Origin of the sequence: Fictibacillus sp. NPDC058756, assembly GCF_042746035.1 — a bacterium.
GTDB lineage: Bacteria > Bacillota > Bacilli > Bacillales > Fictibacillaceae > Fictibacillus.
This window is the reverse complement of record NZ_JBHYPU010000001.1, coordinates 129,062-155,054: the sequence shown is the minus strand read 5'-3', so window position 1 is coordinate 155,054 and position 25,993 is coordinate 129,062. Positions and strand designations below refer to the sequence as shown.

Here is a 25,993-nt window from a genome sequence, read left to right as displayed (position 1 = left end):
TCATAACCGTGTTTACCACGATTTGAGCCAGCATTCTTTTTTATTCATATATAGAACTCGCAGCTTTCAGCAAATTTGATTTTGCTTTCTTACTGTCTGTCTCTTCTTCTTTTAAATATTCCATTTTATGATACAGGCCGTCCTCTTCCCATGCTAAAATCGGCAAGTCTGAACTTCCAGAAAAATAAGCTTTTATTCCGTTCTCAAGCTTTACCTTTTCGTTCGTTTCCAGTTTTTCTGCATTCGGAAGAAAGTTAGAGATCCGGTAGGCTAAATAGACATTCTTTCCTTCCTGTCTTGGATAAAAAACAGAATCGAGCAGTATGTTTCTTTTTTCTCCCCAATCTGAAATCTGAAAAGTAGATAAAGCCACTTTGAACGGCAGCTTATCAGGCAGTTCTAAATCAAACGGAAGAGCCTTTTGCGCCTCTTCTTTTGAGACATGTTCATAATATCTTGGGTAAGCACCTTTTATATGGTCCTGCAGTTTTAAGTTTTTGTCATTTAAAGTACCTTGTGCACTGCTTGAACAACCAGCCAGGAAGACAATGATAACCAGATAAACAAAAAGCTTCTGCTTACTCAACCGCCCCACCCATTCCTTTATTTTTTGGAAGATGGTACTTTGACTCTCCAGTTATGATCACACGATGCCTGTATTGTACCTCTTTTTAGCAGATAGTTAGCCATCAGTTCCGAAACATCAATTGGAATATCCTTTACAACACGCTTTCCTTTGAACATATGGTAGTCTCCTCCACCGCCTGCACGGTAGTTATTCATTACTACTTGATACACTGCGTGATCATCTACCTCATCACCTTTAAAAGTCAATTCAGTGATTCTATGTCCGAATGGTTTGGATAGATCGATCGTATATCGGATGCCTTCCCACATGTCATAATTGTAATGCTGCGGTTTCGGAACAGAAAATGCAGGATTAACACCTACTGTACCATCCTCATTTAACACAAAATAAGAAGCCGATCTCTCCAAAGCCTCTCTCATATCACTGCCTGTAATCTCAACGACTTTTAACGTATTTGGATAAATGTAATTCGAAACGATATCGCGCATCGTCACAAGGGAAGAGAACCCTTTTGACCGGTTATCAAACAATGCAGTGCTCGAAATCTCTGTACCCGCAGCATCCAACTGCACTTTATTAATAAACTCGATTAAAGGAGTGTCTTTTAATCTCGTTTCCATCGGATCAGTTATCTCCATATCTCCCTCAATAACGCCGATCGGCTGATCCAGCCATTCCTGAGCTTTTTCTTCGTATGGAGTAATTAAGTTAAGTACAGTCTGATCAGGATCATAGCCTTTTGCAGAAAGAAGATTAGATTTTTTACTAACCACTTCCCAAGACCCGTTATTATTTCTAACTGTTACTTCTACATGACCTACCGAAGTTCCTTGTGTACCTGGCTGAATAACCGTCACACCATTTATTTCTTTGTTTTCTATCAAACGGTGCTGATGACCCGTTAAAAGGACATCGATACCCTCGACCTCCATACATAACTGGTAACCTTGATTTTCCCCTGTCAACGTCTCCGTTGGTTCGCCAGATTCTATGTCTCTTTCAAATCCTCCATGATAGGAAACAATCACAATATCTGCCTTTTCTTTTAAGACCGGAATCCATTTTTTTGCCGTTTCGACGGCATCAAGAAAGGCTATGCCTTTTATATGTTCAGGGTTCTCCCAATTCGGTATATGTTGCGTCGTAAGACCAAGGACAGCTATTTTACAGCCGCTTCTAAAATTTTTTATGAGATAAGGCTGCCCAAAAATAGGTTCACATGACTCCTCCAATACAATATTTGCAGCCAGCCATGGAAAATTCGATTCATTTACTGTTTTCTGTAAAAGAGGAAGTCCGTAGTTAAATTCATGGTTTCCGATCACAGCTGCATCAAACTCAAGCTCGTTTAATAAAAGCGCCATGGGATTAATAGATTCTGTCCCCATCCTCGCATAATGATAGGTAAGCGGAGTTCCTTGAATGAGATCACCGTTATCAATTAACAAACAGTTATCCCTCTTTTTCATTTCCTCTTTAATGAGAGCAGCAGCCTTAGCAAGCCCCAACTCTGCTTTTTCGTTGTTTCCATAAGTTAATGGGAGTACGTTTCCATGTATATCACTCGTTACGTATATATGGATGGTTTCTTCCAAAACATCTACCTTCCCTCTATGATCCTAGTACTCGTATTATACTATTTAACCTATATTATGCAGAAACTCGTTTTCTCATTTTTTTGTAAAATCGTTCAGAGGATTCGACATTATTTCCGCGGGAATAATCATTATTCTACAAAAAAAGCCTAAGCATCCATATGGATTACTTAGGCTTTTACGATTACTTAGAAATTTTAATTTTTGCAGTACTGCGATCTGCAGCTTCTTCTAATACTTCAATCTTTAATCCGTAAGAAGGAAGCTTTAAACCAGAGTACGGGCTAGATGGACTCCAATAGTTTGCAGTATCATCAAACAATGATACCGGCGCTTTTGCTGCTTGATACATGTGATTTCCTTGTCCATAATCCACATCAAGTGCAGCACCCTTCACTTTACTGAATGTCGCATCATAGATTTGGTAGCGCGTGCTTGCCAAATCACCAGTTGCTGCATTTCCACCCCAATGGTGAACGTTTTGATGAGCGTCAACGACACCGACAAACCCTTTACCAGGATGTGAGCCAACCCAGTTGTTGTCAAAGGCATTGTTCACATACCAGATAACCATACCAGGGTCATAAGACATGATAGAGCTACCGCGCTTTAAGTGAGCAAGACCATTGTCCACACCATCATGGTTACGCCATTCTACTAAATAGTAATGAGTCTTTAACTCTTTGCCTTCGTGCTTTTCAAAATGGTCTAAAGCAAACTTAGGTGATCCTTCAGCTCCATCTTCAAATGCAGTTGCTCCATTTTTTGTTACTTTTACATTATCAACGAAGAAGCCATCTTCATTGCTGCCCCAATCCGTCATGTAGCGAAATTGCAGCTGAATGTTTTGTCCAGCATATTCGCTTAAATCAATAGATTCGTGAATCCATCCATTTGAGTGTCCTGTATAACCAGGAAGATTTTCTTTAATAGCAGGGTATCCGTCAACTACTAGATTACTATTTGTGTTAGGTGTAGATAGGGATTTCCATGTTGCTCCGTTATCAGTAGAAACCTGAACCATCGCATAATCCCAGTTTGATTCAATCTTATACCAAGCGTCATAATCTAACTTTGCAGATGTTGCGCCTGTTAGATCGATGTTTGTTACCATCTTATGATCAATTTCATCGCCTCTTCCACCATAATATGCGTAAGAGCCAGATGCAGGTGTCGTAATTTGATTTACTTGATCTGGTAAGTTGATACGAACCGCATCTTCATTTGTACCTTTTGTAGATGCTTGATCAAGTGTAACTGTAACACCGTTTTTGCCTAAAGAGCTCGCATTTACAGTCTTGCCCTGCAACCATTTTCCACCGATAGTAGATTGATAGAATTCTTTTGCAAGCGGGCTGAATCCAGTCGGTTCAGTTCCTGGAATCTCACCAGCCCAGCTTCCGCTAGACATGATCGACCAATAAGAAACCGGCTCACCATGAGGAGTTGAGTACATAGTATCATACTCATCCGGATAGTTCAGATCGTGACCGAATTCATGCGCGAATACTCCAGTTGCTCCATCTTCCGGCTCAATGGTGTAATCATATGCACCCATCGCTCCGCCCCAGTATGGAACTGTTGCAGTTGAACCAGGAATCTTGTAGACACCGCCGAGATTCCAACGGTGAGACCAGATTGCGTCAGCACCTAAGCTTCCACCACCTGCTTCTTCACCTACACCGGCGTGAACAACCATTAAGTGGTCAACAAGTCCATCCGGCTCGCGCTTGTTTCCGTCACCGTCAAGGTCGTAAATATCTTCTTTATCATATAGTGTTAGATCAACACCATTAGCTGCAGCTGCTGCTAAAGCTTCTGCTACTAGATTACGAGGTCTAGAGTCATTGTCAGAAGCGTTGTTTCCACCGTAGTAAGCTGCAGGATTCTTTGCTGTATACCAACCGTAAACATCTCCATCAATCGTATAAGAACCGCCTGATTGCTGAAGGTAGAACTGTTTCATAGAAACCATGTTCTTACCGTTTGGACCTGTATAGCCATTATCTCCGAAAATCATATCGCGATAGTGCTGCTGCGTATATTTCGGATAATGGAAATCCGTTTCGGAAGGTGAAATGCTTCCTTCTTTATAGTCATTATAGTCAATTAATAAAACTAAAACTTGGTCTTTGCGTACATCACCACTGTATGTTTCAGCTTGTGCGCTATCTAAGGATGACACAGTAGCAGTACTAGATTTCTTACCACCTTTTCCAGGAGAAGTTGTCGTAGAACCGCTGTCAGTTGTAGACTTCATTTCTGCTTTTAAGAACTTAGCTGTTTCTTCAACATCATGCTTCTCATGAAGGTGAACAGAACTGCCCCCTGCACGTTTTTTCAAATATTTATTTAGTTCTGCCTCTTGCTGTTGTGGAGTTAACCCCGCTTTGATGACACCACGCTCTGTCAATGACTTGATTAAGCGGTCCTGATTGACTATCCCTAGGTCAACTGGTGCCACGTCTTCATTGTGTTTTTTAGCTGCAACCGGATCTACTGATGCTGGGCTTGTCCAAAGAAAAGTACCCGCGAGAACCGAAGCTGCCGCAAAACTAGTAAGAACTCGTTTCATCCCTTACATTCCCCCTAACAGAATTTTCGCATTTTTGCGACTTTTTAATTTTAACATAAACGTTTTCCATTAAATGTGAGGAATTTTAACTATTTTTGTCATTTATACTAGTCTTATTTTACTATTAATAGGTTCTTTTGTAGTTACATAGTTTTAATTTAATAAAATTAACACTACTTTTTATTCATTTCCGTAAAGGTCTGCACAAAATCAATTATCGCTGGTCCCAGCAAAACGATGAATAGACTAGGAAAAATAAAAAGAACGAGTGGAAAAAGCATCTTTACAGGTGCTTTCATCGCAGCTTCCTCTGCCCTCTGCTTTCTTCTGTCTCTCACCTCAGCAGACTGTACTCTCAGTACTTGAACCATTCCGATCCCTAGTTTTTCCGCCTGTAAAATAGCACTGATAAAATAATTCACTTCATCAACGCTAAGCCGTTCACGGATTTTACCCAATGATTCTCTTCTCGTTTTTCCGAGCCTCATTTCTTCTAGACAGCGATGAAATTCTCCTGTCAATACGCCATCTTTTTTAGAGACTAACTTACTTAGTGCTCCATCAAAGCCTAATCCCGCTTCAAGACTTACTGTTAAAAGGTCCAATACATCTGGAAGCTCACGCAATGCCAAATAATTTCTCGTTTTTATTTTTTGTTTTAAATAGAAACCAGGTAAAAAGGCAGCGATTCCAAACCCTATCAAGAAAAATAACAACCCAGCCCCAAACGAAACGTTTAATAGCTGGCTGTAAAGTACAGATCCAATCGGAAAGAATACAAACAATGCGATCTGCAGTATGCGATAGTCTACAGGTGTCATTCCAAATGGATGTCCAGCTTGATTCAGCAATTTTTCTATCTTTGCTTCTTTTTCACCTGGCATTTTTCGTTTAAAACTTCTTTTAAAATCTTTCCATAACGGCATAATAAATCGATCCGCAAAAGAAACAGTCCCTTCTAAGGCAGCCGCTGTTTCAAGATTGCTTTTTTGCCCATTTTTCCCTAACGCAGTTGAAAGCCGTCTTTCTACAAACTGTCTTTTTTCACTCGTCCAAACATATACCGTGTAGGCTGTTAACGTAATGGTTATAAAAAAAGTAAAATACATCATCCGTCTACACCTCGATCGTTGTAATTTTCCGGATTAAAATAAAGCCAATGAGCCCTGAGATTGAACCACATGCAATCATCACCCAGCCAATCACGTTTTCAAACAGTGTTCCAATATAATCGGGTTCAATCATATATAAAAGAATCGCAAGAATAAGCGGCAAAAGTCCGATTATAATTCCTGATAGTTTCCCTTGTGCCGTTAATGTTGTAATCTGCCGCTGTATTTTTGTGCGGTCCCGAATGGTTTCTACAATCTTATCCAGAACTGTCGCAAGGTTACCCCCAACCGTCCGCTGAATAATGATCGCTTGAATCATAAGGTCAAGGTCTTCGCTAGGCATACGTACTTTTAATTCATTTAACGCTTCTTCAATCGTGCTTCCATACTGCATTTCTTTCAGTACTCTTTCCATTTCCTCTTTTACAGGAGACTGCGCTTCTTCAACGACTGTCATTAGCGCTTGTGGAAAGCTGAACCCTGCTCGCAAAGATCCCACAACTGTTGTGATTAAATCCGGCAAACCTTCATTAAATTGTTTAATTCGTTGTTTCTTCTTTTTCTTAACCCACATTCCTGGTGTTATAAAACCGATTATCGCTCCAATTATTAAGAGAAAGAAAGAATTTGTGATCAGTAAAAAAAGCATCGCTAAAAGTGCGATCAAGATCCATTGGAAGAGCACATACTCCTCAGGCTTTAATGGAATTCCAGATTGCTCAAGCATGACTGAAAGCTTTTTATTTTTTTCCTTTGAAAGAACTTCATCTCTTACTTTCTGCTTATACATTTGAACTTGAACAAAAGCATTGAAGTTAGAAGTCTTAGGCTTTTTTCCGCTTTTCAATTCTAAAAAATGCTTCATGCGGCGCTCTAACCGCTTATTTGACATAAAAATCAGCTTTAACAGTCCATAAAAGAACAAAAAGGCAGTCAGTAAAATTAGAAGAAGGAATAAATAGATCATTACTGCCAGTCCCCTTCCATAAAGACACTTGGCGGAATGTGAATACCAGATTGTTCAAGGCGCTCAAAGAATTTAGGCCTCACACCAGTAGGCACTAAACGTCCTATGATCTTTCCGTTTTCATCAACGCCTTCTTGCTTATATTCAAAAATATCCTGAAGGACGATCACATCACCCTCAAGTCCTTGCACTTCGGTTATGTGCGTGATTCTTCGCGTACCATCTTTAAGGCGTGCCTGCTGAATAATGACATCAACAGCTCCTGCGATTTGCTCGCGTATCGCTTTAACAGGCAGATCAACACCGCCGAGCAAAACCATCGTTTCAAGTCTGGCGATCATATCTCTTGGCGAGTTAGAGTGACCCGTTGCAAGTGACCCGTCATGACCTGTATTCATTGCCTGCAGCATATCAAGCGCTTCACCGCCTCGCACCTCCCCGATCACAATGCGGTCTGGACGCATACGCAAAGAGTTTCGAACTAAATCGCGGATTGTAATAGCACCTTTGCCTTCTATATTTGGCGGCCGTGATTCCAGCGATATAACATGCTCCTGCCAGAGCTGTAATTCTGCTGCATCTTCAATAGTAATAATACGTTCATCACCTGGAATAAAAGATGAAAGTACATTTAATGTTGTCGTTTTTCCTGATCCTGTTCCTCCGCTGACAAAAATGTTCAAATGGGCCTTTACACAGGCTTCAATAAATACTGCCATTTCCCTCGTAACTGTCCCAAAGTCTATTAAGTTCTCAATCGTATAAGGGTCTTTAGAAAACTTACGGATAGTTATTGTAGGACCAATCAAAGACAGTGGCGGAATAATAGCATTTACACGCGAACCATCGGGCAGACGAGCATCAACCATCGGACTGCTTTCATCAATTCTTCTGCCGATTGGCGCACAAATTTTTTCAATTACATTCAGGACATGTTCATCGTCTCTAAATTGAATAGGCGTTAAAATGAGCTTTCCTTTTTGCTCTGCATATACCTGATTCGGCCCATTTACCATGACTTCCGTTACGTTTTCATCAAGCAGCAGCGGATTGATCGGACCAAACCCTGTCAGGTCATTAATTAATTCATCGATAACCTTTTTGCGGTCTACTGCACCTCTGAATGTTTCATCATCTTTTATAAAATCAATGGCCATGCCATCTAGTTTCGGAATAATCTCTTCTACCGAAATATCTTTTAGTTCATCTAAAATTTGTTTATGCAGAAGATTTTTAAGCTGCTGATGCTTCGTTACTTTTTCCATACGTTCAGAGGATTTATCGTTCCCTTTCACATCTGGTTTTTTTGGCTGGCGAAAGGTTGACAGCAAATCCTTTTTAGCAGCAGCTTGCTGTTCAGCAGGCTCTTCTTCTTGCGGAGAGGCTCCACCTGGATTTTTGGCTTGGATTTTTTCTAATAAACTCATGTGTCCCTCTCCTTAACTTTTAACTTTTGATTTACGGAATAGTTTTGTTAATATACTGCTTGCTTTAGATTCAGCCGGTATTAAAGTGATTTCTCGTCTAGTTGAAATCTGTTCAGCCATTTTAAAAACGGCCTTCGCAATATCTGTCTTTCCTTGATTCACAACAAAGGGAATTCCAATATTTAAAGATTGCGTAGCTACCTGCCAGTCGTTCGGGATAAAGATAGGGTTTTCTATGCCTAAGATATCCGCTACGTCTGACGCATTAATGACGCTTTCCATTGTTGCACGGTTTACAACGACCTGAACTTTGTCTTTTAAACCGAGCATATCGAACGTTTCCAGCATTAATTTTGTATTTTTCAGCGTCGCCATCTCAAGATTTGTAAGAAGCAGAATTTGATCAGCTTTTTCAATGATCGGTAAGTTTCGCTCAGGCAAACCTACACCAGTGTCAGTTAAAACATAGTGGTGCTCCATTAATAATAAGTCGAGAACCTTGCTGACAGCGTCTTCACCAATTAAATCTGCATGCTCCGGTCTTTCTGGGGCAGCAAGAACCTTTATTCCAGATTCGTGACGATTCAAATAACTCAGCAAAGAATGCTGATCCATCTGCTGTATTCCTTCAACAACATCTTTAATCGTAAAAGTGGTCTGAAGGTCCAGTGCTAAACTTACATCGCCAAATTGAAAGTCTGCATCCACAACACCGATCTGTATATTTTTTTTACACAGTGCAACAGCAAGGTTAACGGTCATAACGGTGCGGCCGATCCCTCCCTTTGCACTGCATACTGCAATCATCTCGCCCCGTACCTGTCTTTTCACTTCTCTTTGTTCTCCCAGTTGGCTGTCCATGCTTGCCTACCCCTTTTTCCGCATATTCTTTAAATCTATTATTTTGTTCTCTTTAATTTGCTTCGAACGGCAAGATGAATGTTTCCGTTTTCCTCTGCATTTACAATGTTCAAAACGTCTTGCGGAAACATCTCTAACGTGGCTGAAGTATATTCCACATACGGTTCACCTTCAGTCGGTTCAATCATTTTTCTGCCGATTGCAAGAACTCGCACATTCTCCATAATCATCTTTGTTTCCATCTGATCGCCCTTTTTTATAGAAGCAAAAACATCCACATAATCCTCTGGTTCAATTAAGTTTGAAACCGACTGTACGAAATTAACACCGACAGATACAGCCCGGAATTGTTCTTTTACCTTTCTGCTGATACGCAGTGATTCTTCTGTCGTTGTACGGGCATTATGAGTTAAGAAAACCTCGCCTTCAGCCATTTTTGTTGTTGCATAGTGATTTTCTATTGATTCAATTCTCTTAACTGAATCTGGATGCACAGAAGCTTCTGGAACGTTTTCAATAGTCAGCATATTCGCTGTGATTTTTTCGTTTTGCTTAATATCCCGTTTAGCCGTAACGACTTTAACCGTGTTTTCAGAAAGAACGGTTGCCGCATTGTAATCACCCATATAGTTATAAAATAAAAAAGTTGTAATAAGTCCCATAAAGATTGCCGTTCCTAAAATGAGTTTTGCCCTCATGTCTTCACCTACTCTGTTAGTCTTATGCTAAATGCACCTTTATTCACATCAACTGGCTTAACAAAACCAGTTCCTGCGCGTTTAATAAACATGCCAGTAATTGAAGTATCTTTTGAATCCATCGGTTTCGTTATGTAAAAGTAAGCGAATCCTGTGATTTTCACCTCTTTTAACTGGTTGCCATTTGTTTCAAGCCTTTCATATACAGGAATCAATATAATTCTGGAACAATCCCGATGGTGTGTTTCCCCTTCTGGATATGGACAGCTATTGATTCGTTCTTGAATGACTGCCCGTGTTTTACCGGCAATATTACCTGTTTGTGTTTCTAAAACATCTCCCACTTCAAGTTCGTTTTGGTATCCTTTTAATAGATTATCTTCATAAGTTGCAGCACCGGTTCCGCCAAGCGCAAGAACTCCGAAGTTTCCGGCTTCAACACCAGTCTGATCCACTTTCAGCGAATATTCTTTGTTGAATTCCAAACCTAAACTTTCATCGATCCCAAGCGGCGCGACGCCCGCGGCTTTCCCCATCGTTCCAAGCTCTGCTGCAGCATGTACGTTTACTGGTGCCGTATCAAAACCAAAAAGCTGTGAAAAAGTCAATGGAACTTCTCTTGATAGATCTACGCTCACTTTGTCTTCCATTTGAATCTTCATATCTTCCAAACTATGATTCTCACTATGTTTATCAAGGGTTTCATGAACAATCGTGCGAACCGATTCCTCCTCATTTGTTAGCTCCTGAGCACCAGAAAGAACCGCAGCATTAGCTGTTTTTTGCAGATGGGTTTTCGTTAAAAACAGCTTTCCGCCATCAATAATGAGTCCTGTCATTGCTATGAGCGCTACAAGACTAAAGGCAACAAGTATGATTGTATTGCCTTCTTCCTTTTTTATAAGACGCCTCATCTTTATTCACCTCACTCCACCCGAATAGTAGATTCCGTTTCAACAGGTATCGTTTCTCCAAACAATTTTCCCATACCAGGTGTAATAAATTTGTGCGGGTACGACAAAGTAACGGTCACATACTGGCCTGATTCTCTTGTTGAAGAGTCCGGCGTGATTCCAATCTGAAGAAGAGAGGGATCTTTTATCTGCACATAATCTCGTGCAAATGCACGGATCTCTTCATCCTCTTTACCAAGGCCTCCAAGCCTGACTGTTTCTTGTGTGGCAAGATGCATCTGCATATATGTGTAGAACAGCTTCCCAAAATCAAAAATACCTACAATGAGCAACAGCAGCAGCGGGAGAACAAGTGCCATTTCAACAAGAGATTGCCCCTTTTCGTTTTTCATCATAAAAGGACTCCCTTCATTGCGAGACATACAGCTGCTCCGCCGGCAATGGCAAGGCCGTACGGGTAGGTTTGGGTCAAAGCATCTTTTTCTATAAAAACAGGAATTCTAATGCCGAATTTCCAGCAACCCATTGAATAGAGGATGCCTTTTATTCTTTTTATAAATCCCCTTCTAAATAACAAGATCCCGAGAGCAATAACGCCGCCAATCAAACCCATGTAGATCGCTGTATAAAAAACAAACAAAGAACCCTTTAAGGCACCGATTAAAGCAAGCAGCTTCACATCCCCTGCACCCATACCTCCTAAAAGATAAGGAATGAGCAGCAATCCAAGACCTAGAAAGAACCCTTTTAACGAAAAAAACAACCCGGTCCATCCAGATGCGATTATATGAGAAAAAACGCCGATCATAAGCGCAGGGAAAATGACGTTGTTATAGATTTTGCGGCTTTTTAAATCTGTTACGACACAGATGATTAATACGAAAATTAAAATGGCATCGAACCACATTGTTATCACCTTCTAATTAGAAAGTCTTCAATAAACCTAAAACTTGGCAGCCAGGACACGTGTCATCTGACCGCCAAGTTAGACTGTTTGTTTAAAAAAGACCTTACGTTGAGTAACGTAAGGCCCTGTGGTGCCTTTGTATTAAGGGGTTGTTGTACCACCAGATTCACGGTTTACAACCATATCTTTTGCAGTAGTAAACATTTCCACGATTTCTGTACGTAACATTGCTAGCGCTCCAACAGCCGCAACTGCTATCAAGCCTAATACTAAACCATATTCCGTCATTCCTTGTCCTTGTTCTTCTTTAATAAGACCCATTAATTTGTTTTTCATGATTAGTTCCTCCTAAGAATTTGTTTTTGGTTTCAATAAATAGTTTGTGTCCCACTTTGGTCTGGCTTTTGGCGATCGTTCCAGACGGAAGTTCAATGACAGATTCAGCATGTTTGTACAATTTTCCGAACCGTTTTGGGGGTAGGTCTTCATCCATTGCCACAATTCGCTTTTCACTGTCTAAATAAAGTACATCGATTGCATAATTCATAAAAAAAGTATGGATAGAATGGCAAGGTTTAATATGCATTGCACTCTCAGTTGAAAGCTCTTTCGTAAACATGAGCCCTTTTAATCGTTTGGAAAAACGGTATGCCGGCTTCACTTCTCTTGCCAGCAATTCACCCGTTTCCAGGTTAAGCAGCAAGTTTCTCTCACCTCCATTTATGTATATTTTTACTTTTTTACCGAAAAATGGGGTTTATAGGCAAATGAAAAACACCCCGGGCTCTTTCGGTAACTGGCTGGCATAATGTACGATCGAATAGTTCGTACACCTTAGCCCCTGTAGTTTTGCGTCACTGGTTTTCACCAGCTTTGCCTTTATCGAGATTCAGCGTGCTTTGTTGGATTTTATCAAGATGTGTCGATGAATCTGACTTATAACCAAATTCTATCTTTATTACCTGTTATAGGAAATCAGACCTGTTGCTTATTTTTATATTGCAAGTTTTAGTTATTTAAACATATTAAGATTTTTTCAGTATAGGTCCAAGTAACCGCAAAATCTTCCATTCAAATTCAGTTAATAGTTTCATAATAAAAGCAAAAACTAGTAATTACTTAATATTCAGAAAATATTAATGGGTCAATATACCCGGAATGTCTCTTTTCCAGTTTACTAAACACAATTAGGACTATTTAACCTGCATCAATCAATACGTAATATCTATTCTCCGTTAAAAAATGAATAATTTTTACAGGAATATCCGTCTATATATCGAATACTAATAATCTTGTTCTTTTATAGAAAAAAGGGGGCATTACCATGAACGTAGATTCGAAAGTAAAAAAGAAAAAGAATCATTCGAATCGCAAAGCTTATCTTCTTCCTCTTGCAATTGTTCTGCTTTTGGTAGGATTGGTGGTTTGGAACAACATCCGCCAGGAGACTAAACTTCCAAATAAGGACTGGAGCCGATCTGTCAGTATATCGGCTGAATCCATAAGCTCAGAACCGATTACATTTAAGGAAGACAATCAATATCATATCTACACACATCTTAAAGATGGTATTAATGCTACCATTTTGGATGAGGAGCTGAATGTTGTTTCAGAGAAAACTGAAAAGCTGCCGATTGATGAGAGAGGCAACTTTTGGACGAATGGCAAGCAGATCGCTTTCGTATCGCAGGGCGATCTAATCATTCAAGAAGGCGGAAAGCAAAGTGTATTAGATAAAGGCGTTGAATTCTTAACCGATACAAAGGACCGATTTGCCTATACGAAAGGGAATGAAGTTTATGCGTATGAACCTGAGAGCGGTAAAAGCAAATTAATTTTTTCAGCTAAAGAAAAAGTTGCTGAGTTAACAGCAAATCCAGAATCTGCTTCTTTTATTGCCGTTGTCGGTGAAAAAGTTGAAATGGAAGCATTCTATTTAACTGAAAAAAGCGGACAATATGAACCGATCTCAATCCTTAAGTACAGCAAAACGCCAACTGATAAAATTTACAACTTCAGATTTGCTGAAGCTGGTGATGACGTTCATATTCTTTATACTTTTTATTCATCAAAGCAAGGTACGAAATCATTTAAAACCTTTTACAGTTCAGCACCTATGAACCAATTAAAAGATCTATCATTTGCAAGCGTTAATTTTAAAGACGTATCTGAAGGTTACGAGATTGAAAATCCAACTTACCTGAATTTGAACATAGAAGACAATGCACCAACAATTCTTTTCTCTGCTAGAGGTGCGATATCCACTAAAAAAGATGCGGGTAATATTTATAGAGCTTCGTTAAAGAATGATACTTGGGAAGCAACTCGTATAAGTACGACTAACGATTTCTCAATCTACCCTGTAAAAGCAGATGATCAAACTGTCTTCTGGTTAAAAGCTGAGTCTGTTCAGGATTATCAAGTTCACGCAGCAAGCCAGGATCCTGCAATTATAAAGAATAGCCAATCCATAAGTAAGCAAGATGTGTACAATGCAACATTTGACGCTTTCGCCGCTTCAATTGTTTCGTTTATTGCGATGACCAATGCATTTGTTTGGATTGTGCCGACCATTTTATTTTTAGGTGTTCTGTATATTGTTCGAATTGATGTGATTGAAGAAGAAAAACCGTGGGTGAAATGGGTATCGATTGCGCTCTTTGTTCTTACACAGCTCTATGTGATTCAATCATTGTTTAATAATCGATTCTATACACTTGCACCTGAATATTTAACCTTTGATGGCAGTTCACTTGTCGTTCCGATTATCGTTTCGATCGTAGCACTGTATGTCATGCAAGCGGTTAAAAATAAGGATTGGGGTCTTTTCGCCCAAGTTTCTTACTTTATCGGAATTACTGTTTTATTCCAGTTGTTTATCGTTGGAACGTACGTATATTAAAAAGGCTGTTGTGGCAAACTTTGTTGCTTTTGTAAGAGGTTAATTTCCGCTGCAGGACTCGCTTTCCGCAGGGTGTGCGGTGAGCCCCCTCGTCGCCTCGCGACATTGAGTGGTCTCACCTGTCCCGCTTATCCTGCCGGAGTCTCGTCCTTTCGCTCCAATTAACTTGTCAAAGAAGTGTCTAGCAACAATCTTTTTGAAAAGACCAAAAAGAAAAAGCGGAGGAACGTTCCCCGCTTTTTTTATTTTATTCTGTCGCAAAACTTTCTGCACTTGGATATACATAAGGATCTTTAAGAGGTTCAATCTTCTTTAAAGAGCTTATTTTTACAAGAGGCAGCCGGATGTGATTAAATTCTGTTTCATCGATAACGCCTGTTACCGTGTACCAAGTATCCGTTTTTAGCTTTGATACCGGACCTCCTTCAACAATTGTTCCGTATACGACCGCATCCGCACTGCAGCAGTTCATAGAAAAGCGGGCAATAACGGCCTGGTCTTCCTCCATGCCCTCTTCTCTATAGACAAATCCAGTCGTTTCAATTTCTTTTCCTTTAAATTGATCAAGATAGATATTAAAGACACTCATTGCATCTAAATAATGTTCTGATGTCACGGTGATTTTATCTTCTTTTAATAACTCTTTCCCAAATTTCTCATAGTACTCGGTTACATCATACGTTTCGATAGGGTTCTCTTTCTTCACGTTCTCTTCCATTTCTTTTAAATAGCCTTCTGGATCCTCCAGATATGCTTCGACATCGATTTCCTCAGATGCAACGACTTTCCCATCCTCAGTCTTTTGAGCAGGTTTCGCATATAGTCCTGTACCGTAACGAATTCCCCTTTTCTCAGCAATAGAGCTGTCCATCGCTTTCTCAGGCATCATAAATCCTGTTAACAAGGGAATCACGAATAACATATAGATTATGAAGTGTTTAATTGGCGCACCCTTTGGCGTATGGTCCACGCCGCACCCGCATCCATCATCATGATGATGCTGTGACCTTCTGAAAAACTGCATTACTCCTAAGATTCCAAATATCGCAACAGCAAAATAAACGAAGATATGCATTTTGGGAGCTACATAATAAGTAAGCTTTCCTGAAGCAGCATGAAGCCAATCAAAATAATGCCTCTCAAGTAAATATGAAAGTCTTGGTCATTCTTTTTCATATCAGCTTCTCTCCCATTCTAAAAATACTGAAACAACATTGTTGCGGCAAACACCATGAATGTAATTAATCCCATCAGCACAAATACGAATCGTGTTTTAAAATAAGCAAACATCATAAACATGTTTTTCACATCCAGCATTGGCCCGTACACTAAGAAAGCGATGATTGATCCAACTGTAAACGTACTTCCGAATGAAGCAGCGATAAAGGCATCCGCTTCTGAACAGATCGATAACAAAAATGCGAGTCCCATCATCAGTCCTGTAGACATCCATTCATTGCTTCCCAAGCGCGAGCAAATCTTTTCGATCCAGAAAGACTTGGAACATACTTGCTAAAAAAGCACCCATGATCAGAAATTTTCCTGTATCAAAAAATTCGTCTGAAGCATGATACAAAGTCTGCTTCCAGCGGCTTTGGGTTAATCCATGCGTATGGTCATGACCCGCCTGAAGCACTTCAGATTTCAGCTGGTTTTGGTTGCGAAAAAGGAAATAAATGATGATACCAATTACAACTGCAACAGCCAAGGCAAGTCCAACACGGCCATATACAACCGTCATATTTGTCCGGAATGCATATAATGTCGACAGAATAACCACAGGATTAACGATTGGCACTGTCAAAAGAAAAACAACACCTAGATGAAGCGGCATACCTTTTTTAATTAAGCGCCTAACCACTGGGATAATGGCACATTCACAAACTGGAAAGATTACACCTAAAAACATCACTGCCCCAATACCTGCAAAAGGATTTTTGGGTATTAATTTTCTGATGTGGTTCTCTGTAATAAAGGTCTGGATAAGAGCAGAAATGAAAACTCCCAATAAAATAAAGGGCACTGCCTCAATTAAAATACTTAAAAATACTGTATTAAGGTGCATGATTGAATTAGGGAGATTTTCAAACACTGAATCATTCTTAATCTCTTTCATAAATAGAAAAGAAATTATAAATATGGCTAACAATAAAAGACCGATCATCTCTTTTCTTACAGAATCTCTAGTTGCAATATCTCTCATCGATTTAATCTCCCTTCTTTTGATTTTGAGCCATTTATGTAATCTAGTAAATTTTAAATTTAACCATCTATATTAAATCGTAGTTATTACGTTTTGTAAAGTGCAAAAATAAAACCAGGGCTTTTTAACCCTGGTTTGCTAATCTCTTATACAATGCATGTGTTCCGCTATCTTCTTCTCCCATTTCCGCTAATTCCTCATAAAGCTTTTTAGCTAAGGATAAGCCTGGCGTCATTAATCCCATTTCTTCAGCTGAATTCAAAGCAATCGTCATATCCTTAATAAAATGTTTTACATAAAATCCAGGTGCAAAATCACCTTTTAACATTCTTGGACCAAGGTTGCTTAAATTCCAGCTTCCCGCTGCTCCTGATTCAATGCTCTTCAATACAGTTTCAGGATTCAATCCTGCTTTTTCAGCATATAAAATAGCTTCACAAACACCGATCATTCCAGATGCGATAGCTATCTGATTACACATTTTAGTATGCTGTCCAGAGCCTGCTTTTCCTTGATAAACAACGTTGGTTCCCATTTTAGAGAAGATTGGCAGAAGCTCCTTAAATGCTGATTCGCCCCCGCCGACCATGATGGATAATTTAGCATCCCTTGCTCCGATATCACCGCCTGAAACGGGTGCATCCAAGGCTGCAAGATGTTTTTCAGCAGCAGCTTTTTCAATTTTTTGAGCGAGCTGAGGACTTGAAGTCGTCATATCAATTAAATAAGAACCTTCTTTAGCGTGTTCGATAAGACCGTCAGTACCTAAATATACTTCCTCGACGTCCTGAGGATATCCCACCATCGTGATGATCACGTCACAATTTTGTGCAATATCCTTTGGTGTATCTGCCCATTTAGCACCATTATCAAGGAGGTCATTCGCTTTTTCTTTCGTTCGTGTATAAACATGAACAGGATGCCCCGCTTTCATCAAGTGGCCTGCCATGCTTTTTCCCATAACGCCTGTTCCAATAAATCCGATTGTCTTCAATTCTCTCACTCCTTTTTCTACATTATAACGAAAGTACATGAAATGAAAAAATCATCGCTCTTTATGCGATGACTTCACCTTGTAAAATTCGTTCGATCTTAAGTTGTGCTTGATCATAATCCATATTTAAATACGTTAACATCGTCATGATATCGTCTTTCGAATGCCTTTTCAATAAATAAAACATTTGGGGCTTTTCTTTCTTTAATAAAGTCATAATTTCAATAGTAGGCAGTGTTCTGCCCATTGGTTTGATGCGTAAAAAAGAGCGTATGTAGTTTGTGAAAACCGGAATGGAATCAACAGTATCTGGGTGCGTGTTTAATAGTTTCTGAAACTTAATTAATGAATCGATCAGTTCTTTATTTCTTTCCACGAATCTTCCCTCGTCCTTTCACAATCATTTATATGGATACTTAATGATTAGCCTATTTATCTTTCCAGTTTACTTATCGGCATTTTCTGACAAAGTTCTACAACTTTTTAATAAAGGGGGTCTGACCCCCAACAATTTATTCCCCAGATTGTTTTTAAGGATTTGTCCTAGGCTATTAACTTTATTTCATACATTGCCAGACTGCCATTTTAAAATCTCGCATAAAAAAAGTGTAAGCCGTTTGGTTATTCACCGCACTGACTCACACTTTTTTCTTTATTTTGAAATGATAGATTAGGATCGCTATACACACGAGAACCGTATAGAAAATAAACACATTGCGGTATACATCTTCTAATGGAAAAGCTCTTTGTCCTTCAATTAAGAGCCCCGCAATCGCCACACCAAGTGCACCCCCGAAGAATTGTACAAGCTGGAGCATCCCCATGCCAGAACCTACTTCGTCTTTACTTAAAATTCTAGAATTCTCGTTTGCCAGACTAGAAGTGAGACTGGAAAACCCTATGCTCGTAAACATATAAAAGATAGCTGTCATATAGAACGCTTTCGTTCCAAGGAGAGAGAAAAGCACAGCCGATATCAGCAGCGACAGAAGACCCGCGCGCATCACAGGAAGATTTCCGAACCGATCGATCCAGCGCCCGACATATATTGCAGCAAACGCGGAAAGCATGGCACCTGGAAAAATTACGAAACCTATAACAGCCGGTTCTTTTTGAAACAGATTAGAAAGCATTACAGGCATAACAAATAAGAAAGCAAAATGAGTTATGAACGCTATGAGCCCAACAAGCAATAGAGATACATATCTATTGTTTTTAAACAGATTAATCCGTATAAAAGGTTCATCTTTTTTCTTTGAATAAAAAACAAGAACTACAAAGAACAAAACACTCAATCCAAGCTGCCAAAAAGCGAACGAGGAAAGATAGAGTAAAAGAGTTGTAACTCCTCCACCCGTTAACAGGGCTCCGACAAAATCGAACGAACCGGCCCTTCTCTGTTCTAAAGGCAGATATATTTTAAAAACAGGCAGCAGCAGCAAGACCAGCCCTGTTACGATAAATAAGAAGTTCCATCCAAAAAGCTGTGTAATGCCTCCGCCAATAACTGGCCCGAGCCCAAAGCCAAGAGATGCAGCTGACGAAATAAAAGACATTGCACGTCCCCGTCTTGAGATCGGAATATACCTTGTCGCAAGCACCATTCCGAGTCCAGGAACCGCTCCTGCTCCCATCGCCTGCACCATGCGGCTGACCAGTACAAAAGCAAAGCTGTTAGCAAAATAGCCGATGATCGATGCGATTCCTAATATCACTAGCCCCGTCATCAATAACCTGCCAATCGGTATAAAATCAGACAACCTGCTGAAGGTTATCGTCGATAAGGCAAACACAATGGAATAGCCTGAAACAATCCAGGACCCGGCTGTCGGACTTAAATCAAACTGTGAAATGACACTCGGAAGAGCAACATTAAACATGGTTGTATTCATGACAACCAGCCACACCGTTAAACTCCATAAAGGAATAATCCGATTTTCCTGAATTGTGCCGAAACGTGCTTCTTCTGCAGCCATTGTGTTCACCTCTCTCATCTAAACAATATTCCCTATCTTAGCATGAGAAGAAATTAAAAATCTTTTAATTTGCTTAGTAAAATTTACACTTTGTTAGATTTTTTCAAGAAAGCTTAAATGATATGATAAAGGTAGTTACCATAGGAGGTACTCTCATGAAATTATTTTTGTTAGGAGCTTCGGGAAGAGTCGGTCAAAAGGTTGCCGAACTATCCATTCAAGAAGGAATGATGGTGCACGCCCTCCTTCGAAACCCAGAGAAAGTCCCTTCAACAATATTAGAAAAAATAACGTATACACATGGAAATGTCTTAAATAAAGAGCAGATAGAAAAAGCCATATCGGGTAGCGATATGGTAGTTAGCGCTTTATCCACTGACGGAGGAAACGGTCTTTCTGAAAGCATGCCGCTGATTATTGAGGCAATGAAAAAAGAAGGCATATCGCGTATCATATCGGTCGGTACGGCTGGAATATTACAAAGCCGCACTGAACCTGATTTGCTGCGTTATCAATCTTCTGAATCAAAGCGAAAACTAACAAGAGCTGCTGAAGATCATCACCAAGCGTATACTCTTTTAAAAGAAAGCGGTCTGGACTGGACAATTGTTTGTCCCACTTACCTACCAGATGGAGACGCTACGGGTGGATATCGGGTGGAAAAAGATTTCTTGCCTTTAGACGGCAGCAAAATCAGTACAGGAGACACCGCACATTTCACTTTTTCACTAATTAAAGAGCCGTGTTTCGTTAAATCCCGCGTCGGTATCGCTTACTAAGACAAAGCGATATAAAAAAACTTTTGCTGAAAAACTCTCAGCAAAAGCCTTCTTTTTTATGCATAATAAGGCGCTATCATCAAGTAGACGAGTACACCTGTTAAACTTACATACAGCCATAACGGCATCGTCCAGCGAGCGATCTTACGGTGTTTCTCCACTTGCATGTTCAACCCGCGTGTTACAGTAATCAAAGCAAGCGGCACAATGACGATCGCAAGCAAAATGTGTGTGATCAAGATAAAGAAATAAATATATTTAAGCGGACCCTCTCCGCCATAAGATGTCGATTCTGTTAAATAGTGATACGTCACATAAGAAAGCAAAAAGAAAGTCGTACTCGTAAACGCTGCAAAAATGAACCGTTTATGAAGCGTTATGTTCTTCTGCTTAATGAAATAAAGAGCAGCCAATAAAAAAACGAATGTAAAGCTGTTAAAGATTGCATTCAATCGCGGCAGCAAAGTAACATCAAACACGATCTCCCCTTCATACTCGGGCAAGAAGAAAAGCACCGCAACCAGTACGTTGATCGCAATCGATAATCCGATAATAAGCGGTGTATAATTACGCTGTTTTGTTTCAGCCATAGTGTATTACTCCTTTTCAAAACAAAATGTAGTTTCTCATACCTTTTCTACGCGTTTCCAACTTTATTTTACCATTCTGTACTCTAATTCCAAACTTAATAACCGCTGAAAACAGCATGCCCGATGCAAGTGTCAATATTTCTTCAAATAATGTACAGGTTTGGTTACGAAACTTACCTTTAAAAAGAAAAAACCGGCACACAGCCGGTTTCCCCTCATCCCCAACACTTATTTAAGCTTTCGCAAACTGCTCCTCATCAATTGTCGCAAGGAACTTCTCTACTTCTCCTACCACTGACGATACGCAGCCTTTTTCAAATGGCGAGATCAATCCTGCCTCTTCAACAAGCTTCGTGAACGGAAGGCTTCCTCCTTTTTGACAAAGAGCGAAATAGTCTTCCCAAGCACTTTCACGGTTCTCAACCGAACGCTTCCAGAACTGAAGTGCACAAATTTGCGCCAGTGTGTAGTCGATATAATAGAATGGCGAACGGAAAATGTGGCCCTGTCTATGCCAGAATCCGCCGTTTTCCAAATACTCCAATCCATCATAATCACGGTGAGGCAAGTATGTTTTCTCGAGCTCTCTCCATTTCGCTCGGCGCTCTGCCGGCGTCGCGTCTGGTTGGTCATACACAAAGTGCTGGAACTCATCCACTGCCACACCGTATGGAATGAATTCTACTGCCCCTGTTAAATGGGAGTATAGATACTTTTCCGTGTCTTTACCGAACAGTTCTCCAATCCATGGATATGTTAAAAACTCCATGCTCATTGAGTGGATTTCACAAGCTTCCAATGTCGGGAATTGATATTCAGGCACTTCGTATCCGCGGCTCGTGTACATCTGAAACGCATGGCCGATCTCATGCAGCAGCACGCGCACATCGTTATCTGATCCGTTAAAATTCGTAAAGATAAACGGAGCTTGATAATCCTGAAGATATGTACAATAACCGCCTGGAGCTTTACCTGCTTTGCTTTCAAGATCCATTAACTCATCTTCAGCCATATAGTTGAAAAAAGCACCCGTTTCTTGAGCGAGCCCAGCAAACACAAGCTTTGCTTTATCAACAATCCAACCCGCGTCGCCTTGTGGCTTAGGGTTACCAGTTGTGAAGCTAAAGGGCTCATCATAAAACTTTAGTTCGTTTAATCCAATACGCTTTTGCTGCTTCGCTCTTAATTTCGTGCAGAGCGGAACAATAATGTCTTTCACTTGTTCACGGAACACTTTTACATCTGCCGCATTATAATCCGTTCTTCCCATACGATCGTAGGCAAGCTCTGTGAAATTCTTATAGCCAAGTTTATGTGCGATCCTTGTGCGTAACTTTACGAGTTCGTCATAAATTGAATCGAATTTTTCTTCGTTCGACTTCAAGAATGCATTCCCAGCCAAACTGGCTGCTTTTCTTGTTTTTCGATCGGAAGACTGGCTGTACGGTGATAGCTGAGCAAGTGTCAGCTCTTTTCCTTCAAACTCAATTTTCGCTGAAGCCATTACTTTCACATATTCAGAGCTTAATTTATTTTCTAGTTTTAAATCTTCGAGAACATCATCGGAATATGTTTTGACTTTTAATTCAGCCAAACGGAACAGCTGGCTTCCCCACTTCTTTTCTAACTCGTCTTTAAAAGGAGACTGCACAAGCGCCTCATGGAATGCTGTTACCATCCCTTGATAAACAGGAAGGTTTTCATCCATGAATGCCTGTTCTTCCTTATAATAAGTATCCTCCGTGTTAATCGTATGACGAATCTTCGCTAGTCTCGCTTTTGATTCAAAGCTGTTGCGCAGTGAAACAACTTTTTTCATCGCTTCGTTCTGTTCATCTGCTGATGATGCATCACTAAAAACCTGTACTGCATCTTCAAAAGCTTTTTTCAGTTCTTCCACATTTGGTCTTTCATATGTAAATTCACTAAATTTCATGTCGATGCCCCCTATAAATTTTGCATTATACCAATTTCTACAAACCGCCCCCTTTCTCCTGTAATATCCCTTACTTTTTCGGTAGAATAAAGGCAGAAGAGTTTAAGGCGGGAGAACAGATGAAAGAGTTTCAAACAGATCCTTTTAAAGGCACATTCGGGAGTCTCGAAAATTTAGCTGATAAAATCAGTGATGTCTTGTCATGCCCTGTTACTATTGAAGATCAGAACCATCGTCTTCTTGCATACAGTACGCATGAAGACGGCACAGACCCTGCACGAGTCGCAACAATCATCGGACGGCGTGTTCCTGAAAAAGTCGTGAACAGCCTCTGGAAAGACGGAGTGATACCGAGATTGCAGGAAAGTGATGATCCCGTTCGGGTAAGTTCCATTCAAAAAGTCGGGCTCGGAGACCGAGTTGCTGTATCCATCAGGAAAAACAGCGAGGTCCTCGGGTATATTTGGGTTCTTGAAGTTGAGAAAAAGTTAACCACCGATGACATGCATCTCTTAAAGTTAGCTGCTGTATCCGCTAAAAGCCAGCTTCTTCAAATGCAGATCGGAACAAAAAAGAAGGAAGAAAACCGCCAGGAGCTTTTTTGGAAGATGCTAACGGGCAACCTTCCTCAAGAGGAACACATTCTGGAAAAACTGCATGAGCTTAATATATTGCCTGTTCTCCCTGCTGTCGTTTTTATTTTACAGCTGGAGGAAGAGATCACACCTGCCTTAGAAAAAGATATTTTATACCTGGCTGCTGTTAATCAAAAGATCAATGTTCTTTTATCTGCAGCAGATTCGAACCAAATGCTGCTGCTCGCTTCCCCGGTCGGGAAAGAACAGCCGCTGGATCTGGCAAAATCGTTCGTCGAGTCATTTTTCACTCATATGAAAGAGCGTTTTTCTGTCTCGGAAATAAAAGCAGCCTACGGAAGTCTAGTTACATCGTTCTCACAAGTAGAGAAAAGCTATAAAGAAGCATCCAGCGTTTTAGCTGTACAAGAAAAACTCGGCGGGGAGACACTTTCTTTAACCGGTTATCACGAACTTGGCATTTACCAATTTTTAGATACGATTTATGAAAAACAACAAAGACAAGGCTATCAGAATGAAATGCTTAAAACACTTCAGGAATATGACCGGCTTCACAAAACAGAGCTTTATCACACATTAGAGACCTATCTGACAATGGATGAGAACTTAAATAAATCCTCAGAAGTGCTTCATATCCATATGAATACACTGCTTTACCGATTAAAAAGAATTAGCGAAATTACGAATATGAATTTAAAAAGCCCTCATCAGAAAATCATGGTTTACCTTGATTTTAAGATAAACAGGTTGTTCTGAAAGGCCTTTAAAGATAGTTGCTTTTGATTAGTTCTTAAAGACTCATCGTTGACTAATTGATTGGAGTGGAAGGTGCGAGACTCCTAAGGGATCAAGCGGGACAGGTGAGACTGCCTAAAGGCGCAAAGCGGCAGGAGGCTCACCGCACGCCCCTAGGAAAGCGAGCATCCTGGAACGGAAATCAATTCTACCAAATCACTAGCAAAATTTACGAAAAGGCTATCTTTTTAAAAAACATTTGTGAATTATCACAAATGCTTTTTTTGTTTTTCTAGTTTCTTAACAATGAAAAGCCAACTCCCTCCTTTTATACTGAAACCACAATTGAAAACGCACTCAACGAGTTCACTTATATAGGAGGATTCACAAATGATTATTGGAGTTCCAGCAGAAATTAAAAACAACGAAAACCGCGTTGCGATCACGCCATCAGGTGTTATGACACTAACGGCTGCCGGCCACACAGTATTGGTAGAAAACAATGCAGGTGAAGGAAGCGGATTTACAAACGAAGATTATGCAGCAGCAGGCGCGCAAATCTTAGAAGATGTTAAAGATGTATGGGCAGCAGAAATGGTAATGAAGGTTAAAGAACCTCTAGCTTCTGAATACAAATACTTCCGCTCAGATCTTATTCTGTTTACTTACCTTCACTTAGCAGCTGAGCCAGCATTGGCAAAAGCTCTAACTGAAAGCGGCGTAACAGCAATCGCTTATGAAACAGTTGAATTTAACCGCACTCTTCCATTATTAACACCAATGAGTGAAGTTGCAGGACGTATGTCTGCACAAATCGGTGCACAATTCCTTGAGAAGCCAAAAGGCGGAAAAGGTATTCTTCTTGCAGGCGTTCCTGGAGTTCGCCGCGGTAAAGTTACAATCATCGGAGGCGGTGTTGTAGGTACAAACGCAGCCAAAGTAGCGATCGGACTTGGAGCAGATGTTACAATCATCGACCTTAGCCCAGACCGTCTTCGCCAATTGGATGATATTTTCGGAAACAGCATTCAAACATTAATGTCTAACCCATTGAATATCGCACAAGCAGTAGCTGAATCTGATCTTGTAATTGGTGCTGTACTTATCCCAGGAGCAAAAGCACCTAAGCTTGTAACAGAAGAAATGATCAAAGCCATGACTCCAGGATCTGTTGTTGTTGACGTAGCAATCGACCAAGGCGGTATCTTTGAAACCGTTGACCGCATCACAACACACGACAACCCAACATACGACAAGCACGGTGTTGTTCACTATGCAGTAGCGAATATGCCTGGTGCAGTGCCTCGTACTTCTACGATCGCACTTACAAACGTAACAGTACCTTATGCACTTCAAATCGCTAACAAAGGTGCACAAAAAGCAATCGCTGATAACCCATCACTAAAAGCTGGTCTAAATACAGCTGGCGGTTTTGTAACGTATGAAGCAGTTGCAGCTGACCTTGGCTACGATTATGTTGCACCTGAAGCAGCATTAGAAAAAGCAGTTCAAACTGTATAATAATTAATATCCAAACCTCCCATCTATTTTGGGAGGTTTTTGACATTTAATGAAACCTTAACAATTGACTAACCTTTTCTTAATATTATCCAAATATAATTTCCTTGAGTGATCAA

At 40.2% G+C, this 25,993-nt stretch carries 23 protein-coding genes, 1 pseudogene and 1 riboswitch; of the genes and pseudogenes, 4 read left to right on the top strand and 20 right to left on the bottom strand.

The features are described from left to right. Positions 1-40: 40 nt before the first annotated feature. The 13 genes from ACFW35_RS00760 to ACFW35_RS00700 form a co-directional block, all read right to left on the bottom strand. The gene (locus ACFW35_RS00760) at positions 41-586 is read right to left on the bottom strand and encodes a hypothetical protein (protein WP_379843059.1); all 546 of its coding nucleotides are present in this window, start codon (positions 584-586) and stop codon (positions 41-43) included. A gap of 17 nt (positions 587-603) precedes the next feature. Beyond that, positions 604-2,184 carry a bifunctional metallophosphatase/5'-nucleotidase gene (locus ACFW35_RS00755; RefSeq protein ID WP_379843057.1) on the bottom strand — a complete coding sequence of 527 codons (1,581 nt, stop codon included), beginning with the start codon at positions 2,182-2,184 and terminating at the stop codon, positions 604-606. 184 nt (positions 2,185-2,368) lie between these two features. Next, positions 2,369-4,759, bottom strand: a complete 2,391-nt coding sequence (locus ACFW35_RS00750) for an immune inhibitor A domain-containing protein (RefSeq protein WP_379843055.1) — start codon at positions 4,757-4,759, stop codon at positions 2,369-2,371. Positions 4,760-4,932: 173 nt separating this feature from the next. Continuing rightward, positions 4,933-5,871: a type II secretion system F family protein gene (locus ACFW35_RS00745; RefSeq protein WP_379843053.1), complete on the bottom strand. Its 939-nt coding sequence runs from the start codon at positions 5,869-5,871 to the stop codon at positions 4,933-4,935. 4 nt (positions 5,872-5,875) lie between these two features. Next, on the bottom strand, positions 5,876-6,838 hold the full coding sequence (locus tag ACFW35_RS00740) for a type II secretion system F family protein (protein WP_379843052.1): 963 nt from the start codon (positions 6,836-6,838) through the stop codon (positions 5,876-5,878). Then, complete coding sequence (locus ACFW35_RS00735) at positions 6,838-8,265, bottom strand: CpaF family protein (RefSeq protein ID WP_379843050.1); 1,428 nt, start codon at positions 8,263-8,265, stop codon at positions 6,838-6,840. Before ACFW35_RS00735 ends, ACFW35_RS00740 begins: the two co-directional genes overlap by 1 nt. A gap of 12 nt (positions 8,266-8,277) precedes the next feature. After that, positions 8,278-9,126 carry an AAA family ATPase gene (locus ACFW35_RS00730; protein ID WP_379843048.1) on the bottom strand — a complete coding sequence of 283 codons (849 nt, stop codon included), beginning with the start codon at positions 9,124-9,126 and terminating at the stop codon, positions 8,278-8,280. Positions 9,127-9,164: 38 nt separating this feature from the next. Continuing rightward, positions 9,165-9,824, bottom strand: coding sequence for a Flp pilus assembly protein CpaB (gene cpaB / locus ACFW35_RS00725; RefSeq protein ID WP_379843046.1), 660 nt, complete (start codon positions 9,822-9,824; stop codon positions 9,165-9,167). Positions 9,825-9,832: 8 nt separating this feature from the next. Beyond that, entirely contained in the window at positions 9,833-10,738 is a 906-nt protein-coding gene (locus tag ACFW35_RS00720) for a TadE/TadG family type IV pilus assembly protein (protein ID WP_379843045.1), read from the bottom strand. Between the two features lie 11 nt (positions 10,739-10,749). Then, the gene (locus ACFW35_RS00715) at positions 10,750-11,130 is read right to left on the bottom strand and encodes a TadE/TadG family type IV pilus assembly protein (RefSeq protein WP_226536906.1); all 381 of its coding nucleotides are present in this window, start codon (positions 11,128-11,130) and stop codon (positions 10,750-10,752) included. Further along, on the bottom strand, positions 11,130-11,645 hold the full coding sequence (locus tag ACFW35_RS00710) for an A24 family peptidase (RefSeq protein WP_379843043.1): 516 nt from the start codon (positions 11,643-11,645) through the stop codon (positions 11,130-11,132). Before ACFW35_RS00710 ends, ACFW35_RS00715 begins: the two co-directional genes overlap by 1 nt. A 141-nt stretch (positions 11,646-11,786) precedes the next feature. Beyond that, complete coding sequence (locus tag ACFW35_RS00705; RefSeq protein ID WP_130292912.1) at positions 11,787-11,981, bottom strand: Flp family type IVb pilin; 195 nt, start codon at positions 11,979-11,981, stop codon at positions 11,787-11,789. Then, positions 11,953-12,348 (bottom strand): DUF192 domain-containing protein, encoded by a 396-nt coding sequence (locus ACFW35_RS00700; RefSeq protein WP_379843041.1) that lies wholly within the window; start codon positions 12,346-12,348, stop codon positions 11,953-11,955. The genes ACFW35_RS00705 and ACFW35_RS00700 overlap by 29 nt, the downstream gene beginning before the upstream one ends. 85 nt (positions 12,349-12,433) lie before the next feature. Further along, positions 12,434-12,533: riboswitch (cyclic di-GMP riboswitch) on the bottom strand. Positions 12,534-12,969: 436 nt separating this feature from the next. Here ACFW35_RS00700 and ACFW35_RS00695 point away from each other — a divergent pair. After that, positions 12,970-14,547 (top strand): hypothetical protein, encoded by a 1,578-nt coding sequence (locus ACFW35_RS00695; protein WP_379843039.1) that lies wholly within the window; start codon positions 12,970-12,972, stop codon positions 14,545-14,547. A 247-nt stretch (positions 14,548-14,794) separates the two neighbouring features. Here the strand turns inward: ACFW35_RS00695 and ACFW35_RS00690 are convergent, their stop codons facing one another. The 5 genes and pseudogenes from ACFW35_RS00690 to ACFW35_RS00670 form a co-directional block, all read right to left on the bottom strand. Continuing rightward, complete coding sequence (locus tag ACFW35_RS00690; RefSeq protein WP_379843037.1) at positions 14,795-15,622, bottom strand: TIGR03943 family putative permease subunit; 828 nt, start codon at positions 15,620-15,622, stop codon at positions 14,795-14,797. Between the two features lie 119 nt (positions 15,623-15,741). Continuing rightward, positions 15,742-16,612: pseudogene (locus tag ACFW35_RS00685) on the bottom strand (permease). A 262-nt stretch (positions 16,613-16,874) separates the two neighbouring features. Continuing rightward, a complete protein-coding gene (locus ACFW35_RS00680; protein ID WP_379843036.1) occupies positions 16,875-17,783 on the bottom strand; it encodes an NAD(P)-dependent oxidoreductase in 909 nt (302 codons plus the stop codon). A gap of 22 nt (positions 17,784-17,805) precedes the next feature. Further along, complete coding sequence (locus tag ACFW35_RS00675; protein ID WP_379843034.1) at positions 17,806-18,120, bottom strand: hypothetical protein; 315 nt, start codon at positions 18,118-18,120, stop codon at positions 17,806-17,808. Positions 18,121-18,382: 262 nt separating this feature from the next. Then, the gene (locus tag ACFW35_RS00670; protein ID WP_379843032.1) at positions 18,383-19,720 is read right to left on the bottom strand and encodes an MFS transporter; all 1,338 of its coding nucleotides are present in this window, start codon (positions 19,718-19,720) and stop codon (positions 18,383-18,385) included. A 155-nt stretch (positions 19,721-19,875) separates the two neighbouring features. Between ACFW35_RS00670 and ACFW35_RS00665 the strand changes: the two genes are divergently transcribed. After that, on the top strand, positions 19,876-20,499 hold the full coding sequence (locus ACFW35_RS00665) for an NAD(P)-dependent oxidoreductase (protein WP_379843031.1): 624 nt from the start codon (positions 19,876-19,878) through the stop codon (positions 20,497-20,499). Positions 20,500-20,555: 56 nt separating this feature from the next. On the opposite strand, the gene ACFW35_RS00660 is transcribed toward ACFW35_RS00665, so the two are convergent. Together ACFW35_RS00660 and ACFW35_RS00655 are read right to left on the bottom strand one after the other, a co-directional pair. Beyond that, positions 20,556-21,089, bottom strand: a complete 534-nt coding sequence (locus ACFW35_RS00660) for a DUF420 domain-containing protein (protein ID WP_379843029.1) — start codon at positions 21,087-21,089, stop codon at positions 20,556-20,558. A gap of 232 nt (positions 21,090-21,321) precedes the next feature. Continuing rightward, positions 21,322-23,025 carry a M3 family oligoendopeptidase gene (locus ACFW35_RS00655; protein ID WP_379843028.1) on the bottom strand — a complete coding sequence of 568 codons (1,704 nt, stop codon included), beginning with the start codon at positions 23,023-23,025 and terminating at the stop codon, positions 21,322-21,324. A gap of 119 nt (positions 23,026-23,144) precedes the next feature. On the opposite strand from ACFW35_RS00655, the gene ACFW35_RS00650 reads away from it, so the two are divergent. Continuing rightward, positions 23,145-24,377: a PucR family transcriptional regulator gene (locus tag ACFW35_RS00650; RefSeq protein WP_379843026.1), complete on the top strand. Its 1,233-nt coding sequence runs from the start codon at positions 23,145-23,147 to the stop codon at positions 24,375-24,377. Positions 24,378-24,746: 369 nt separating this feature from the next. Then, positions 24,747-25,877, top strand: a complete 1,131-nt coding sequence (gene ald, locus ACFW35_RS00645) for an alanine dehydrogenase (RefSeq protein ID WP_379843025.1) — start codon at positions 24,747-24,749, stop codon at positions 25,875-25,877. The last annotated feature ends 116 nt before the right edge of the window (positions 25,878-25,993 follow it).